The sequence below is a fragment of the Microlunatus phosphovorus NM-1 genome, from assembly GCF_000270245.1.
GTDB lineage: Bacteria > Actinomycetota > Actinomycetes > Propionibacteriales > Propionibacteriaceae > Microlunatus > Microlunatus phosphovorus.
In genome coordinates this window covers 5331500-5348536 of sequence record NC_015635.1, presented here as the reverse complement: position 1 = coordinate 5348536, position 17037 = coordinate 5331500, and the positions used below count along the sequence as shown (strand labels likewise).

The following is a 17037-nucleotide window of genomic DNA, read 5'->3' as shown; positions in this document are numbered from 1 at the left end:
ACGGTAGGGACATCTCGACACTCGAATCCGACGAGCCCCGCGGGCTGTCAGGTGCGCGGCTCGGGCGTCTGGCGCCGCGGGGCCAAGAACGTACGCAGGTTGGCCGCCTTAGACCACGCCTAGACCTCGATCGAGTCGTCCTCGCGGTGGAAGACGCCGAGTCGCTCGGATGCCTCGTTCAGGATCCGCTGCACGGCAAGAGTGTCGGACAGCGGCATCACCGATGATTCCGTCCGACCCGCACGCAGGCATTGGGTGGCCTCAGCCAGCTCGTGCGAATAGCCCACTCCGTCCGGCGGTCGGATGATCTGCTCCGGGTCGGCTCCCTTGCGGTGTAGCACGATGCGGTCGGGATGGTGGAAGCGCGGTGGGACCTCGATCCATCCCTTGGTGCCGAAGATCCGCGCGGCCCCCGGAGTGTGGTGTCGCAGTGAGCCGAGCAGCGTGGCTGCCCGCCCGTCCGCATAGCCCAGCAAGAGCCCGATTTCCCAGTCGACCCCGGTCGGGGCCAATGAGCCGGTGACCTCGATCCGGTCGGGCTCGCCCAGGAAATACTGGGCGAAGCTCACCACATAGACCCCCAGATCCAGCAGCGCACCGCCCCCTTGGGCGGGGTCGAAGAGCCGATCGGACTCGTCGTACGGGCGGTCGACGCCGAGATCGGCCTGCACCTGGCGAACCTCGCCGATCGCACCGTCCTCGATCAGGGAACGGGCGGCGATGATCGCCGGTTGGAATCGGGTCCACATCGCCTCCATGGCGAAGACGTCGCAGGCCCGCGCGGTGGCGATGATGTCCTCCGCCCCGGCCACTGTTGCAGTGAACGTCTTCTCCACCAGCACGGCCTTGCCGGCCTGCAGCGCCGCCACCGCGAGCTTGTGGTGCTGTGGATGCGGGGTGGCGATATAGAGGGCATCGATGTCGGGCGCAGCGATCAGCTCGCCGTACGACCCGTACGCTCGCTCCAGGCCAAACTCGTCGACGAACGCCTGCGCCCGATCGAGGGAGCGGGAGGCCGCGGCCACGCAGACCGCATTCGGCACGTACGCGAAGTCAGGCATCACCTTGGCCGCGATCCGGCCCGGTCCGACGATGCCCCATCTGATGTCTGCTTCGGCGCCCATGGGACTCACCCTACGAGTTTGGTGGGAGTTGGCGATGCTGAGCTTCCCGCCAGAGCTTCTCGCGGCGGTTGAGTTCCTGCCGTTGCTGGCCGGCGATGGAGGACAACACGATCGGCACGAACACCAGCCACCACAGGCCTGGGCCGACGATGAAGTTGAGGACGAACAAGGCCCAGGCCACGCCGGTGACCGTCGCCAACACATTGGCGACCGTGCTGCTCGGCATCGGCGGTATCGGCTGCAGGGCCGATGACGATGATGAGGTGGCTGCGCCATAGCTGGTCGGTGACGGGAGAGCCGGTGCCTGGTAGACCGGCCAGGGGCTGCCGGTCGAAGCGTTCTCCTGTCCGGGCTTCGGCGCGGGCAGATCGGCGAACAGCGGCTCGAGGTCAGCGGAGGTCCGAGCCTGCAATGCCGCGGTGAGGCGCTCGTCGAATTCGTCCTGGGTGAGTCGACCGACGCTCATGTGCTCCCGGAGGTACTCCGCGGCGCGGTCTCGTTCCGCGTCGCCGATCCGCTGCGGAACTGGCTCACTCACCGCGCCAGTATCCCACCGGGCGGCTCACCCGCGCCGTGACATTCCTCAGTGCTCGGGTCAGGCTGGGATGTCCGGGTCAGGCCGGCAACGCCTTCTCCAGTTGCGGGACGAGAGCGTCGAGCACATAGGGCAGGCTGAGCACGGTCGCGAAATAGATGGCTCCGGCCAGCTCGGCGCCGGTGTAGATCGACCGCCCGGCTTTCACCGCCTCCAGCTGGCCGAACAGCTTGTTCTTCGCCAGTTCGGCCTCGGACTTGTCGTTCTCGGTCGCCCAGATGAGTACGTCGCCGGCGTTCAGCACGTCCAGCTTCTCGACGGGGATGAAGGCCTGCTCGCCGTCGCGCTCATAGGCGTCCAGCTCCTTCGGGATGACGAAGCCCAGATCGGTCAGGAAGTCGGTGCTGAGCCCATCCTGGTACGCGATCGCGTGACCCTCGTAGTACGGCGACTGCAGGAAGATCGCCGGCACCCCGGCGAACTGCTGGTGCGAGGCTGCCGTGTCGGCGAACCTCTTGGTCAGCTCGTCGACGAGCTGCTGGGCCTCGGCTTCCTTGCCCACGGCCTTGCCGACCAGGAGCGTCTGGACCGGCCAGGGTTCGAACCAGTCGCTGTCGTACTTGCCGCTGTTGGCGATGGTGGGCGCGATCTTGCTGAGGGAGTCGTAGACCTCCTTGCTCAGACCCGCGTTGGTGCCGATGATCAGGTCGGGCGTGAGCGCAGCGATCTTCTCCAGTGGCAGCTTGTCGGGAGCCCTGATGACCTCGGGCTTCGCCTCGCCGAGCTTCGAGGTTGCCCACGGCCACACGGCGTACGGCTGGTCTCCGTACCACTCGGTGGTCGCGACGGGAGTGATGCCGAGTGCCAGCAGGATGTCCTGTTCGGTGAAGCCGACGACCACGATCCGTTCCGGGGCGGTCGGGACGACGGTGTCTCCGTACTTGTGCGTCACCGTCACCGGGAAGACAGCAGCGGCAGGGGCCGAGGGCTGTTCCTCGCCAGCCGGGGCGGCCGAGGAGTTGCAGGCGGCGAGACCGGCGACGAGGGCGGCGGAAAGCGAACCACCCAGCAGCAGGCGTCGGCTGACTCGGGCAACGGGCCGGGAATGAGCGGAACTGGCCAGGTCGGACATATAGGCGAGCCTAACCTAAACCATTTGTCGATTTGCTCGATCTTGTCGGCTTCGCTCTACCTGTAGGTCGAGCAAGCCCGACAAACTCGAGCAGATCCGGGAGGGCAGACTCGGGCTGGCCTGAGGATCAGGCCGGTACGACCTCGTCGAGCTTGGGGATCAAGGCGTCCAACACGTACGGGATGGACAGGATCGAGCCGAAATAGATTGCTGAGGTCACCGTGTCCCCGGTGAACACGACGCGTCCGGCCTTCATCGCATCCAGCTGGCTGAGCACCTTGTCAGCGCGGATGTCGGCCTCGTCCTCGGCACCTTCGTTGCCCCAGACCAGGACCTTCGCGTCATTGAGCACCTTGGTGTCCTCGGCCGGGATCTCTGCCTGGGCGACCTGCTCGTCGACGAATTTGTCCAGCGACTTGGGGATGACGAAGCCCAGATCGGTGAGGAAGTCGCTGCTCAGCCCGGCCGGCCAGGCGATCACGCTGCCATCGGTGTAGGGCGCCTGGACGAAGGCGGCCGTGACCCCCTGGAACTTGGGATGGTCTGCCTGCGCGTCGGCGAACCGCTGATTCAGATCGGCGATCAGCTGCTTCGCCTCGGGCACCTTGCCGACCGCCTCGCCGATCATCTCCGTCTGCGTGTCCCAGGGCTCGTACCAGTCGCTGTCGTACGTGCCGCTGTTGGCGATCGTCGGCGCGATCTTGCTCAGCTCGGTGTAGTCGTCCTTGCTGAGGCCGGCGTTGGTGCCGATGATCAGGTCCGGCTTGAGCGCCTTGATCTGGTCGTACTGCAGACCCTCGGTGGAGTCCAGCACGGTGGGCTTCGCGTCGCCCAGCTTGTCCTTCGCCCACGGATAGATGTTGTACTCCACGTCGTCGCCGGCCCAGGTCGCTGTGGTGGTCGCGATCGGTGCGACGCCGAGCGCCAGCAGTGCGTCCTGCTCGGTGAAACCGACGACCACGATCCGCTGCGGTGCCGCCTTGATCGTGGTCGTCCCGTACTTGTGCTCGACCGTCGCCGGGAAGGCCGGGTTCGACGCCGGGCTCGGCCCAGTCGGCGACTCCGACGATTCCACTTTCTTGTCGCTGCAGGCGGCCAGACCGCCGAGCAGGATCGCCGACAACGAGCCGCCGAGGAACAGGCGGCGGCTCAGGGATGGTACGGGGGTGGTCACGGGTCGAGAGTAGTCAGTGGAAACCCCACCTGCCGGCAAGCCGCGTCTCGGCCGGTCCAGATCGCCGCCCTCGGTGGCCGGGAGGGCATAGAGTTGCCTGCGGATTTCCAGCGGCGGGAGCCCGAGGAGAGATGACAGAGCCGAGCGGAGAGTAGGGAGGCGGCGTGGGCCGCATAGTCCAGAAGTACGGCGGTTCGTCGGTCGCGGATGCGGAGAGCATCAAGCGCGTGGCGAAGCGGATCGTCGCAACTCGCCAGTTGGGTCATGACGTGGTCGTGGTCATCTCGGCGATGGGCGACACCACCGACGATCTGATGGACCTCGCGCTCAAGGTGTCCCCGCAGCCTCCGCCCCGTGAGTTGGACATGCTGCTCACCGCCGGCGAGCGGATGAGCGCGGCGCTGCTCGCCATGGCGATCGCCGATCAGGGCCTGAAGGCTCGTTCGCTGACCGGTTCACAGGCGGGCATCATCACCACCGGCACGCACGGCAACGCCCGCATCATCGACATCACCCCTGGTCGGATCACCAAAGCCCTGGAGAAGGGCGACATCGTGATCGTGGCCGGCTTCCAAGGCGTTGCTCAAGACACCAAGGACGTGACCACCCTGGGTCGGGGTGCGTCGGACACCACCGCGGTCGCGCTGGCGGCCTCGCTCGGCGCCGACCACTGCGAGATCTACACCGATGTCGACGGCGTGTTCACCGCCGACCCGCGGATCGTGCCGAGCGCGCGGCGGATCCCGCGGATCTCGTACGAGACGATGCTGGAGATGGCAGCGTGCGGGGCCAAGATCCTGCACTTGCGTTGTGTGGAGTACGCGCGCCGTGAGCACGTGAAGGTGCACGTCCGGTCCTCGTTCACCGACAAGGACGGCACCTGGGTCGAAGACTGGGAGGAAGGAAGCCAGATGGAGCAGGCGATCATCTCGGGCGTTGCGCACGACCGCAGCGAGGCCAAGATCACCATCGTCGGGGTGCCCGACGTGGTCGGTGAGGCGGCTCGCATCTTCGAGGCCGTGGCCGCCGCCGACATCAACATCGACATGATCGTGCAGAACGTGTCGGCGGTGGAGACTCATCGCACCGATATCTCCTTCACGCTGCCGAAGACCGATGGTGCGACCGCGATCGCCGCGCTGAGGCAACTGCAGGATGAACTGGGCTTCTCCGACATCTTGTACGACGACCGGATCGGCAAGGTCTCGGTGGTCGGCGTCGGAATGCGCTCGCATCCCGGCGTGACCGCCAGGTTCTTCACCGCACTGGCCGAGGTCGGGGTCAACATCGAGATGATCTCCACCTCCGAGATCCGGATCTCGGTCGTCGTCGACACCGACGACGTCGATCGAGCCGTGGCCGCCGCCCACACCGCCTTCGGCCTGGACGCCGAAGAGGAGGCCGTGGTCTACGCCGGCACTGGGCGCTGATCCTCGCCTCCGCGCAAAGAGGTAAAAGAGGTATCTGTATCCCTCGGCTCATCCTCTGACGAGTAACGTCTGATGAGGGAGCGTTGCCGTGAGCAGCATTGCCGGAGGAGGTCGGTCGACCATGCACTCCATCGTGTGCGAGGCGTGCGGGGACTCGAATCCTGCCGACGCGACCTTCTGCCAGAACCAGGGGTGTGGTGCCTTTCTCGGCTGGGACCGGACCTCCATGATCCCGAAGCCGGACTCGACCGCCGGCCCGCGTGCCGTACCGCCCGACGAGGCGAGCGTCGAGACCCGGGTGATCCAGCGGATCTCCTTCGACGAGCACCCCAGCGAGCGAAAGCCGGTGCTGGCGGTCCGGGCCGAGCAGGACAGCCTCACCGTGCCGGTCTCCGGTGAGCCGGTCCAGCTCGGTCTGGTGATCGTCAACCGATCCAGCATCGTCGACGGCTATGAGGTGGACGTCAGCGGGGCCCCGGGGTGGCTCCGGGTTGAGTCGTCGACGGTGCGGCTGCTGCCCGGCAGCGAGGATCGGCTCGTCCTCTCCTTCCGGATCGAGTCCGAGGCATTGGTGCCGGCGGGGTCGGGTGTCGTACGGCTGTCCGTTCGCTCCCTGGCCCAGCCGACGGCGCAGGAGACCGTCAGCGTCACCGTGCTGGTGCCGGTGGTGGAAGCCCCGGTGCAGCTGCGGACCGAGCCGAGCGTGGTGCGGATCCGCGACGTGGAGACCGGCCGGTTCGTCGTCGTGGTGGACAACGGCGGCTCCAACCGAGCCGCACGGATCCGGCTGTCCGGTAGCGATCCCGAACTCGCCGTGAGCTTCCATTTCGACCCTGAGGTGGTCGTCGTGAGCCCCGGGGAGTCGGTTCGAGTTCGCGCGGTGACGACATCTCGTCGGCCCGAGCCGGGCACGGAGCTGTCACGTACCCTCACTGTGTCCGCGACTGAGGGCGCCCGCCGGGTGAATACGACGGCGACGCTGGTGCAGTCGACGTCTGTGGTGATCGAGGATCCGGCCGTCGAGCTGGTCGTGGCACCGGCCCTGGTACGCGTGCGTGACGACGTCGCCGCCCAGGTCTGGCTGACCCTCGACAATCGTGCCGGACGGCACGCGACCACCGTACGGCTGGCGGCCACGGACCCCGAGGGCGTGGTCCAGGTGTACTGGAGATCCGCCGATGTCCACGTGCCGGCCGGTGGCACCACCAATGTCGAGCTGCAGTTGGTCGGACCCGCCCCCGAACCAGGGACCGAGACCACTCGGATCGTGACGCTGACCGCCTCGGACGGCCGCCGGGTCGCGCGTACCCAGGTGTCGATGGTGCACAGCGCGAGCGCTTCGCCGATGACCACGCTGGTGGTCGGGCTCGATCCGAGCGTGCTCCGACTGGGCTCCGGTCGAAGGGGCGCGGCGTCGGTCGTGGTGGACAATCGCCGTGGCGCCAGGGCCGCTCGGGTCTGGCTGCAGGGCGATGACCCCGAGAACTCCGTCTCCTTCGGCTTCTCGCCGACCGAGCTGATCGTGGGTCCGGGTCAGCTGCTGACCAGTCGGGTCACCATGTCGGCGCCTCGACCGCCTGCCGGTCGTGAGGTCAGCCGCCCGGTGACGGTCTTCGTGACGGATGGGCAGAGCTCGGTGTCGGCTGAGGGCACGATCATCCAGACCGCCGCTGATCGGCGACCCTGGGCGCGGGTGCTGCTCACCCTGGCCGGCGCGGTGGCGGTGGTGATGGGTGCGATGCTGCCGTTGCGCGCAGTCGGCAACCCGACCTCGTTCGGTGTCAGTGCCGCCACGGTGGTTGACCTGATCGACGCGCCCGTCGACCTCGGTGTGTTGGGTCAGCTGGTCAACCTCGGCATCGTGCTCCTGGTGCTGACCGGATTGATGGCGTTCGGTCTCACCGGCAGCTCTGGCCGGTTGACCCGCTTCAGCGCCGTGATCGCAGTGCTGCTGACGGTGGCGCTGCTGGTCACGATCGGAGTGGTCGGTCTGAGCGCCACACCTGGCTCGGGGACGATCCTGATCGTGGTGGGTGCGGTGCTCGGCTATGTCGGCGGGTTGCTGGCCCGTCGCGAGTGACGACAGCACAGCCCTAGCGCGCGTAGGCGGCGAGGAACCGGTTCCGGAAGGACTCCATCGGCCAGACCGGGGCGTCCGGCGCCGGACGCAGCCCGGACGACCAGCCCCAGCTGTCGATCCGTTGCAGGACCGCCGGATCGCCGCTGATCACGGTGATCGGCACGTCCTTGCCTGCGTCAGGGCCGGTGACCGCCGGTGCCGGTTGGTGATCACCGAGCATGACCACCACCAGGTCGTCGCCGGATTCCTTTGCTGTGTAGGAGATGAGGCTCTGCAATGAATAGCTGATCGAGCGTGCGTAGTCGGCGCGTACCCGGGTGGGGTCACGGGCCAGGATCGCCTCGGGCTGCTCCGTGTCGTCGGCGGAGGATCCGTAGACACTGCCGTCCCCGAGATCATCCCAGGGAAGTATCGGCGGCACGGCCGACCACGGTGCGTGGCTGGTGATCAGCGGCACCATGGCCATGGCCGGCCGCTGTGGAGATCCCGAGGTGAGCTGATCGAGTCTGGCCAGGGTGAACTGGTCCGGGATCCGCGACCAGCCGAAGGCAGGCCCGGCATAGTCGAGAGCGGCGGAGTCGTAGATCTCGTCGTAGTCGTAGAACGCACCCTCCGGCCAGGCTCTGGTGACTCCAGGCATGACCCCGAGCGTGTGCCAGCCCGCGCGGTGGAATGCCTCGGTCAAGGTGAACCGATCACTGGCCACCAGCGTCAGATATCGCCGTTGGTGATCGATGCGCAGCCCGGACAGCAACGTGGCGTGGGCCAGCCAACTGCCGCCGCCGGCGATGGGGGAGGTGAGGTAGCCGCTGCGGGCCTGAATCCCGTGTGCCGCCAGCTCGGTGGTGCCGGAGTCGAGCACCGGGCGAATCTGTGCGCCGATCGTGGGATCCTCCAGTGCCACCCGACCGTAGCTCTCCACGAAGACCAACAGCACTCGCTTGCCCCGCAGCCCGGTGAGCAGCTGGTCGGCCGGCGTCGCGGCGACCTGGTCGGCGGCGATCTGAGTGGCGAAAGCCTGTTGCTCCTGGCGGCCGTCCCGGATGCGCTTGACCTCGTTGATGACCTTGGTCGTGCTGGCGTGGGAGGCGACCGGGTAGGGTGCGGCGATCACGATCCCGGCGACCCAACAGGCGAGCCACAGCGCCGCGGCGGCGACGACCGCGACGACGACAGACGTGTGCGTATCCAGCAGCCGGGTCAGCCGGCGAACCGCGAGAAGCAGGGCCACCGGCACACCGAGGACGACCAGCAAGGCGGCGAACGCGATGAGGAGGGCAGCAGGCAGACCGAGGGACGAGGTCAGCAAGGCCCATGCGCCGCCGGCCAGCCCCCAGTCGAGCACCAGGTCGAAGGGTCGCGACAAGCTGGCGTAGAAGCAGGCATCGATGATCTTGAGCACGGTCAGGGCGGCGAGCAGCAGTGCCAGGGTGGTCGCCACCGGCAGTCGCACGGTCGATGGCAGCAGCAACAGCAGCATCGCGCCGAGCATCAGCTCCAGCGGTATCGCGGCGAACGAGCCGAAATCGGTGGACGTCAGCCGGTCCGGGAGCAGCAGAGCTGCCACCACGATGAGCAGCGCGATCGCGTCAGCGAGGCGAACCTTCCAGGCAGCACGCGACACTGACATCTCACTCCTCAGTGGATCCCGTTTGATCCTGCCTCATCCGAGGGTTGTCGCACCACGAGGGGTCCTGTTGACGATCGGCCTGACAAGCACAAACTCCGCGGGTGATGCTCACCCGCGGAGTCTGCTGGTCGATCTGTTCAGGCGTTCACGAGGTCAGGAGCTCTTCTCCGGATCGCCCATGACCTGTGAGACGTGGTCGGGCACGTAATGCGAGAGCTCCCGCGGCGGCCGCTGGTAGTTCTCGCTGGCTGGCAGTCGCTTCGGCAGGTGCACCTTCTGTCCCGGTACGTCGGTGTAGGGGATGGTCGACAGCAGGTGCGAGATCATGTTCAGCCGGGCATGCTTCTTGATGTCGGATTCGACGACGAACCAGGGGCTGACCGGGATGTCGGTGTGCACCATCATCTCGTCCTTGGCCCGGGAGTAGTCCTCCCATCGGTTGATCGACTCGAGATCCATCGGCGACAGCTTCCACTGCCGGACCGGGTCGCTCATCCGGGAGCGGAACCGTCGGAGTTGCTCGGAGTCGGACACCGAGAACCAGTACTTGCGAAGCAGGATGCCTTCATCGATCAGCATCTGCTCGAACAGCGGGGCCTGCCGCATGAAGAGGGCGTACTGCTGTGGCGTGCAGAAGCCCATCACCTTCTCGACGCCGGCCCGGTTGTACCAGGAACGGTCGAACAGCACGATTTCGCCCGCCGCGGGCAGATGCTGGATGTAGCGCTGGAAATACCACTGAGTCTTCTCACGCTCTGTCGGTGTCGGCAGGGCTGCGACCCGCGCGACGCGAGGGCTCAAGTATTCGGTGACCCGCTTGATCGTGCCGCCCTTGCCCGCCGCATCACGGCCTTCGAAGATCACCACGACGCGAGCACCGGTGTGGCGGACCCACTCCTGCAGCTTCACCAACTCCGACTGCAGTCGGAAGATCTCGGCCTCGTAAACGTCGTTGGGGATCTTGCGTGGCTTTTGCTTCTTCTTGCTCACCTTGGGCCTCTCGAGTTACCGGACGGGTCGATGTTTGTGGAGACCGTAGCGGAGTCCCGCCGCCAGCGGGAGGGACCTTCGGTCCGTATCCCTCAATGTGAGCGATAGATGCACGAATGATGAACCACAGATGTACGAATTCGCGACGCGGATTCTCCGGTCAGCCCAGATGGATAAACTCTGGACCGAAGCGAGAACGAGGTACGCGGGTAGCCTCCCAGTTCAGCTTTGACGGCGCCGGGCGACCAGCAGGGCTCCGCCGACCAGTATCAGCACGAGGCCGGCGAGCAGGATGATCCTGCTGGGTCCGCCGGTGTCTGCCAGCGGGCTGCGATCGCTCGGCGTGCTGGGTGTGTCGGGTGTGGGCGGCGGATCGAAGGTGTTCGTGGCCAGTACGTCCACGGTGGTGGCATTGCCGATCGTCACCTGTTCGGGTTGCACGATGCTGTTGTCGGCACCGCCGTTATCGGTCTCGGTGACGGTGCACACTGCCCCGGTGGGCAGCCCCGCGAACGTCTGGCTGAGCCCGCCGTCGATGGAGAGGTTGAACTCGGCGTCGTCGCCGAGGTCGATCGGCACTGGTTCGCCGTCGACCGTCAGCTCGCAGCTCAGCGCGAACCAGAACAGCTGATCGTCACCGACCTGCGACTCGTCGCCGACGATCTTCTTGACGACCCGGAGCGAACCGACGTCGAACCGGTTGGTGACGCTGATCTGCACCGGCTCCTCGGCCGACTCGGCGGTGACCCGGAACGGCCCGGCTGGAGACACGGTCGAGCTCGTCGCTCCGCCGGTGCCGGTCTCGGTGACCCGGCAGATCGAGTCCACGTACAGATTCTCGACCGTCACCGACAGCGGCTCGCCGTCACCGAGCTGGGTTTCTCCCTCGAACACCACTCGCCTGCGGTCCCTGGCATCGACACAGGTGAGCTGGACGAAGAACGGGCCGGTGCCGTACGCCTCCGCGCCGGGCCCGGTGATCTCCTTGGTGATCGTCAGTGCACCCGTGTCGAAGATGTTGACGAAGGCGACCTCGTTCGTCGGCGGTTCGTTCTCCCCGTCGGCAGCGAGCACCAACGGGCCGATCACGGTGGTGCCGGTGATCGGGTCGGCATCGCCGGCGGTGCCGGTCGAGGTCGTCGAGCTCGCGCCGTCGTCCTCGGTTTCGGTGGCCGTGCAACTCGCACCGGCCGGCAGTCCGCTGAAGGTGACCGACTCACCGGACGAGAACGCCGCCGTCATCGGACGATCGGGGTCGTAGTCGGTCGCATACACCGGCTGACCCAGATAGCTGCACTCGACTTCGAAGACGAACGGTCCGTACGTCAGCGGATTGCCGTCGGCGTCGACCGCCGACGCCTCGACCGTCTTCCTGATCACCAGGGAAGCGCTCGGATAGATGTTGGTCGCGATCACGATCGGCACGGTCTGGTCCTCCCGGACCACCGTCACGGTGGTGGCGGAGAACTCCGGATCGCCTGCGGCGGCAGTGTCTTCGGACACCGTGCACTCCGACCCCCACGGCAGGTCCTCGATGGTCACCGTCTCGTCAGCGGTGATCGTCACCTGGGCCCGGTCGCCCAGATCGACATCTTCACCGACGGAGGTGCATTCGACGGTGAGGGCGAAGCTGGCCGGGGCATACTGCGCTGCCGGCCCGGAGACCTCCTTGCGGATCTTCAGTGGGCCGGTGGCCAGTGCCACGCCGACCTTGTTGCCTTCGGTCGGTGGCGTTGCGGTGTGGGTGTCGCCGTCCAGGTTGCGGGCCGCGACGGTCACGTTGTTCCAGGCGATCGTGTCGGGCCCGGCCGTGGGCGACTGCGCCGGCGTGGTGGTGATCAGGTCCACCGAGACGGTCCCGGTCGGTTGGAACAGGCCTTCGTCGAAGAAGTCCGCCTCGATCTTGATCGCCGTCGCGTTCGCCGGCAGGTCGACCGTGCCGCCGACGACCGGATTCGGGATCGTGGCGAGCAGCGTCCACGCTCCTTCGGGGCACTCCTCGCCGAGTTGGAGGTCGTCGGTGCACAGCTCCTCGTCGGTGTCGTAGTAGATCCGCACTTCACTGACCGAGCCCTTCGCCACCCCGCCGTAGTGGATCGCTTTCGGGATCGGTCGCCACTGGGAGCCGCGCTCACCGGTGATGACGCCGGTGTCGCCGGGGATCGGCAGCCGGTCGATCGCATAGACGCGGTCTTGCGGCAGGTTGCCGGTGTTGGTGAAGGTCATCCGCCAGATCTCGTCGCTGCCCGGCTTGGTGATCGGGGTGCAGCCATTGCGGTAGAACCCGTCGCTGTCGGGTACGCAGCCGGGGTCGGGCAGATTGCGGGTGTTCAACACGCCGAGATCATCGTCATCGGCAGCCTTGACCGACTTCTGACCGCTCAGCGAGCCCGCCGTGACGGGAGTGACGGTGCTGCTCGCCTGACACTCGCCGGACTCGTCGTCGAGGCTGGCCTCGCACTCGTCCCAGGGGCGGTCACCGGTGATACCGGTGGTGTTGGTGACCTCGGTGCCGCCGGCCAGACCCGGCCGGAACTGCAGCGGCAACGTGATCGTGTAGGTCTGATCCACCTCCAGCACGGTCCCTTCCGGGAAGGTGAACTGGATCGCGTCGGCTTCCTCGCGCACCGTGATCTCGGCCGGATCGGTGGGCATGGCCGGACCGTTCGCCGGGTCGGGTGCGGCAGCGCCGGTCAGGGCGTAGGTGTACCCGGTGCCCGGTTGATCTCGGCTCGGATCAAGGACCAGCAACGGGCCGTCGCCGTCGGAGGGGATGTGGTCGGTGATCACCGGGTTGGTGATCGGCACGTCGCCGGTGTTGGTGAAGGTCAGCGTGTACGGGATGTTCGTCCCCGGCGAGTGGGCGCCGTCGGGGGCCTTGGTCACCAAGACGGCGTTGTTCGCGTGCTGGTAGACGATGGTGTCGGTCGCCTCGTCGTGCGCGGTCAGCGGCTCGCCGTCGATCGTGTCCGCCGCCCGGTTCTCACCTTGGATGGTGTCGCTGGCCTCGCCGGGGTTCTCCTCGCCCGGAGCAGGGGCGTTCCCGGTCAGGTCGCTCAGCACCGGTCCGCCGGACCGCAGGGTCTCTCGCCGCTCGACCTGGAACTCGATCGCCTGAGTGGGAGTCGCGGGGTTCTCCCAGATCGTCCCGTCGGCCTTGGTGAAAGTGAAGCGCAGCCCGATCACCTCATCTGGGGTCACTCCGTCCGGCAGCACGAGGGTCGATCCCGGCTCGCCGTTCACCCAGCTGCCGCCGACTCTGCTCACCGTGTCACCGGCAGCCTCGAAGGTGCCGCCGACGTACGCGTCCACCTGCACTCGGTCGATCGGTGCCGTGAAGGAGAACGAGCCGAATCCCACGAAGTCGTACTGATTGAAGAAGGTGTAGTCCTCGTCGACGATCTCCATCCAGTTCGTCCTCGACGGTCCCTCCGGCTGCCCGGTCAGTCGCACGGTGACGGGGGAACGGTCCGGCTCGGTCTGGGTCGCCGGATCGATGGTCTTGGTCACCTCCAGATCGATGCCGGCATCGACCAACGTGATCGAGGCGTCGTCGGCGTCGCCTTGGGACTGCGGGTCGACATCCGGATAGTCGATCAGATCCTCGACCAGCACGGTGGCCACGTTGGGGACCGTCGCCGGAGCGGTGACCGCGGCGTCGGTCTCCCGGTTGGTCTGTCGCAGCCGGGTGTCGAAGCCGACCAGGGCATGGGCGTCGGCGTCGATCCGGCCGGTGTAGACGATGGTGAACCCGATGACATCGCTCAACTCGGCCTCGGTTGCGGCGAGCGCCTGATCGCGGGTGAGGTCCTCCGTGGCGCCGCCCTGCCGCTCGAGTGTGATCACCACCTCGGTCGCGCCGATGTCAGCCGGTGCGGTGATCTGGGTGAACGCACGCAGATTGAACTGGTCGAACGGGCTCGTGCCGCCGGCGGGCTCCCTGATCGTCAGCCGATCGACCTTCCGCGGGGTGGTGTTGTGCGCATCGATGGTGACCCGGCCGGTGGGGTACTCGTCCGGGAAGACCGCCGTCCCCGGAGCCGGGACGCCCAACGGTCCACCGTCCCAGTCCTTGGTGATGTCGGCGGTCACCGGGACCGGGGTGATGGTGATGATGTCGGAGTCGCGCTCGGTGTAGTAGAGGTCGCCGTCGACCCAGAGCTGGGCGGAGACGTCGTTGCGGACCTCGCCCTCGTCGTCGCCGACGTTGTAGACCTGGTCGGCGACGACCGGTACGTCGGCGTTCGAGCGGAGCTCGTCGCGGAGTTGGAACACCGGGTGGATGGTGCGGTTGTTGCCTGAGGAACGGGCTACGCCGCTGCCGACCTGTGGGGCGGTCGGGTTGCCGCCGATCCGGTCGGCGCGGGTCGGACTCTCCTCGAACACCAGGGCGAAACCGATGACATCAGCCCGCTGCTCGGCAGTCAAGGTGTAGCCGGGGAAGGTGCCGTCGCAGGCGGCTGGGCAGGGGTCGTTGGGAGCTGCGACCCAGTCATTCGCCGAGCGGCTGAACAGCTGGATGCCGGCGACCCGGTCGTAGGTCAGCAGTGGATCCATCGTGGCGGTGATCGGGTCGATCCGGACCAGGTCGAAGCTGTCGTACACGCTGCCCGGCAGTGGGGTCGGATCCGGCACGTCGTAGATGCGCATCTGGTCGATGCCGGTCGCGCCGCTGGTGGACCAGCGCAATGATGCGCCGTGCTCGTTCTGTGAGCGCTCGCCGACCAGCTTCGGACTGTCCCAGTCCTTCTCGATGAAGTCGGCGTTGCCGGGGTCGGGGTCGATCAGCTCGATGACCGGGCAGTCGGGGGACTCCTGGGCGGCGCTGGCATCGTCGACCCCGGGTGCGGGCGTGCTAGCGCCGAGCTGGCACAATTCTCGACGCTCAGCTCCTGGCCCGCCATCTCGGGCTTGAGCTCGAAATTGATATTGGGATTGACCGTGGTGCCTGGCGGGAAACCCTCCTCGGACTCGTAGACGAACCGGATGCCCTGCGCGTTCTCCTGGACCTCGGGCGGCAGTTCGCCGGTGAAGATCTGCGGGCCCTCGAGGTCCACCATGCCGGGCACGTCCACCCACTCGGTCCCGTTGTAGTACTGCACGGTCAAGGTTGCGTCGGCGGGGATCGGGGTCTCGGCAATGGTCTGCGGGGCGAACGCGTCGTACCAGCCGTCATTGGTCAGATCGGCGGGGTCCTGGACGATGATCTGATGGGCGTCGGTCGTCGACTCGGGGAAGTCGGACACCTTGCCGGTCAGCTGGACGACGGCTTCCTGGCCGGGGATCGCAAAGATCTCGTCGGGGCTGATTTCCTTGTCCACCTCGACGGCGAGCCGCTGCTCGATGGTGGTGAGGGTGTCGTCGGCTTCGGCCTCGCCGTGATAGCCGCCGGGGGCGCTGGACTCGGCGCTGATGGAGTTCGGGTGCTGGATCTCTGCCTCAGCCTGGGTCTCGTCGGCGGTCACCGTGAAGGGGATGCTCGCCTCGGCGCCGGGAACGATCGGTCCGGTGAACTCGACCGTGAAGCCGGTGACCACCTTGCCATCCGGCGGATCGGGCAGGGTGTCGGGTGAATCGGCGGTGAGTGTCTCGCTGCTGCCGTCGTCGTAGGTGTAGGTGACGCTCGCTCCGGTCGCCCCGCTCGGCCACTGCACGTCGTCCGTCCAGCCGCTGAAAGTGAGGCCGTTCTCGAACAGGTCGGGATCGCCGCCGGGTTCGGTGATCGAGAGGCTGGTGAGCGTACGGTCGCTGCTGTTGGTCGCGCCGAGAGTGACGGTGCTCTGGCCACCGGCGGCGATGACATCGGGCTGGAAGACCTTCGAGGCATCGAGTGGCAGCTCGGCCGAGGTGATGACGTAGTCGTCGGATGCGGTGGCCGGGTCAGAGGTCTCGTCATCGAGGGTGACGGTGGTGGCGACCTCGTTGCTGATCGGGCCCTCGCCGGCATCGCCGATATTGTCACGCTGTTCCAGCCCGACGGTGATGGTGCCGCTCTCGCCAGGCGGGATGCCCTGGCCGTCGGTCGAGATGAAGTGGACCCGCAGTCCCGCGCAGTCCGCTGGATCGACGCCATCAGGCAGGGTGGCTGGTGGCGCGTTCGGTGAACCGTCCACCCAGCCGTCGTCCACCCAGCAGTCGACCTGAACTTGCTCGGCGCCCTCGGGCAAGGACACCTCGAGGGTGTCGCTGGTGAGTCCGAGATAGGCGAAAGCGCCCGGCGGGTCACCGCTGGGATCGGTGAGCACGATCTCGTCCACAGCGATGTTGGACGCATTGCCGCCGGTCAGCGTGAGCGTGGTCTCGGTGCCGGGATCGGCGACTGCGGAGTCGGGATCGAAGGATTTGTCCGTGCTGGCCTCGAGGTCTGTCGGCACGCTGGGGACGACGGTGAAGTCGTCGGTTGCCGGGTCGGTGTTGGTGCCGTCGACGGTCGCGGTGTTGGTCAGATCTTCGCCGTCGAGCTCAGGGGAGATGTCCGGATCGACCCGGACCGGGATGTGCACTTCGATCGTCGCCTGGTCCTGGATCCCCTGGCTGTCGGCTGGATCGGTCAGCGGCTGGGTGAAGGTGACGGTGACCTGGTTGCCGTCCACCGTGGCGGTCCCGCTCCCGGAGGGTTGGACATCGATATCGCTCGCGTCGCTGTCGAGCACGATGCCGGCCGGCAACTCGTCTTGCAGAACGGCATTCGTGCAGCCGCCCGAACCGCCGTTGGAGCAGCCGATGACGATCGTGTAGACGAAGGTCTCGTCCGGGTCGACCTGATGCCCGTCGGTCCCAGCCATTGACGCCCTTGCTGATGCTCAGCACACCGTCGTCCTCGGCGTGGGCCACCGCCGGCGTCACCAGCACCGACCCGAGAGCGAGCAGCAGGGCGATCACCGACCGCAGGGCGGCACCTCGGGGGCGGTGGGTGCGCTGCGGAGTTCGGGCGCGTGGCGC

Annotated in this window: 10 protein-coding genes; 2 read left to right on the top strand and 8 right to left on the bottom strand. The window is 67.1% G+C overall.

The genetic code is table 11. From position 1 onward, the window contains the following. Positions 1 to 119 precede the first annotated feature (119 nt). The 4 genes from MLP_RS24240 to MLP_RS24225 all read right to left on the bottom strand — a co-directional run bounded on the left by MLP_RS24240 (position 120) and on the right by MLP_RS24225 (position 3965). Positions 120 to 1124: a Gfo/Idh/MocA family protein gene (locus tag MLP_RS24240; protein ID WP_013865865.1), complete on the bottom strand. Its 1005-nt coding sequence runs from the start codon at positions 1122 to 1124 to the stop codon at positions 120 to 122. A 10-nt stretch (positions 1125 to 1134) separates the two neighbouring features. Further along, on the bottom strand, positions 1135 to 1662 hold the full coding sequence (locus MLP_RS26860; RefSeq protein ID WP_013865864.1) for a DUF1707 SHOCT-like domain-containing protein: 528 nt from the start codon (positions 1660 to 1662) through the stop codon (positions 1135 to 1137). A gap of 76 nt (positions 1663 to 1738) precedes the next feature. Next, on the bottom strand, positions 1739 to 2791 hold the full coding sequence (locus MLP_RS24230; protein ID WP_013865863.1) for an ABC transporter substrate-binding protein: 1053 nt from the start codon (positions 2789 to 2791) through the stop codon (positions 1739 to 1741). Positions 2792 to 2918: 127 nt separating this feature from the next. Further along, positions 2919 to 3965, bottom strand: a complete 1047-nt coding sequence (locus MLP_RS24225) for an ABC transporter substrate-binding protein (RefSeq protein ID WP_013865862.1) — start codon at positions 3963 to 3965, stop codon at positions 2919 to 2921. Positions 3966 to 4129: 164 nt separating this feature from the next. On the opposite strand from MLP_RS24225, the gene MLP_RS24220 reads away from it, so the two are divergent. Beyond that, positions 4130 to 5395 (top strand): aspartate kinase, encoded by a 1266-nt coding sequence (locus tag MLP_RS24220; protein WP_013865861.1) that lies wholly within the window; start codon positions 4130 to 4132, stop codon positions 5393 to 5395. 121 nt (positions 5396 to 5516) lie between these two features. Further along, positions 5517 to 7475: a hypothetical protein gene (locus MLP_RS24215; protein ID WP_013865860.1), complete on the top strand. Its 1959-nt coding sequence runs from the start codon at positions 5517 to 5519 to the stop codon at positions 7473 to 7475. A gap of 13 nt (positions 7476 to 7488) precedes the next feature. Here the strand turns inward: MLP_RS24215 and MLP_RS24210 are convergent, their stop codons facing one another. The 4 genes from MLP_RS24210 to MLP_RS24195 form a co-directional block, all read right to left on the bottom strand. Next, the gene (locus tag MLP_RS24210) at positions 7489 to 9105 is read right to left on the bottom strand and encodes a sulfatase-like hydrolase/transferase (RefSeq protein WP_013865859.1); all 1617 of its coding nucleotides are present in this window, start codon (positions 9103 to 9105) and stop codon (positions 7489 to 7491) included. 153 nt (positions 9106 to 9258) lie between these two features. Beyond that, positions 9259 to 10095, bottom strand: coding sequence for a polyphosphate kinase 2 (gene ppk2 / locus MLP_RS24205; RefSeq protein ID WP_013865858.1), 837 nt, complete (start codon positions 10093 to 10095; stop codon positions 9259 to 9261). Positions 10096 to 10317: 222 nt separating this feature from the next. Then, positions 10318 to 14970: a DUF5979 domain-containing protein gene (locus tag MLP_RS24200; protein ID WP_013865857.1), complete on the bottom strand. Its 4653-nt coding sequence runs from the start codon at positions 14968 to 14970 to the stop codon at positions 10318 to 10320. Then, entirely contained in the window at positions 14880 to 16880 is a 2001-nt protein-coding gene (locus MLP_RS24195; RefSeq protein ID WP_013865856.1) for a DUF11 domain-containing protein, read from the bottom strand. The genes MLP_RS24200 and MLP_RS24195 overlap by 91 nt, the downstream gene beginning before the upstream one ends. Positions 16881 to 17037: the final 157 nt, after the last annotated feature.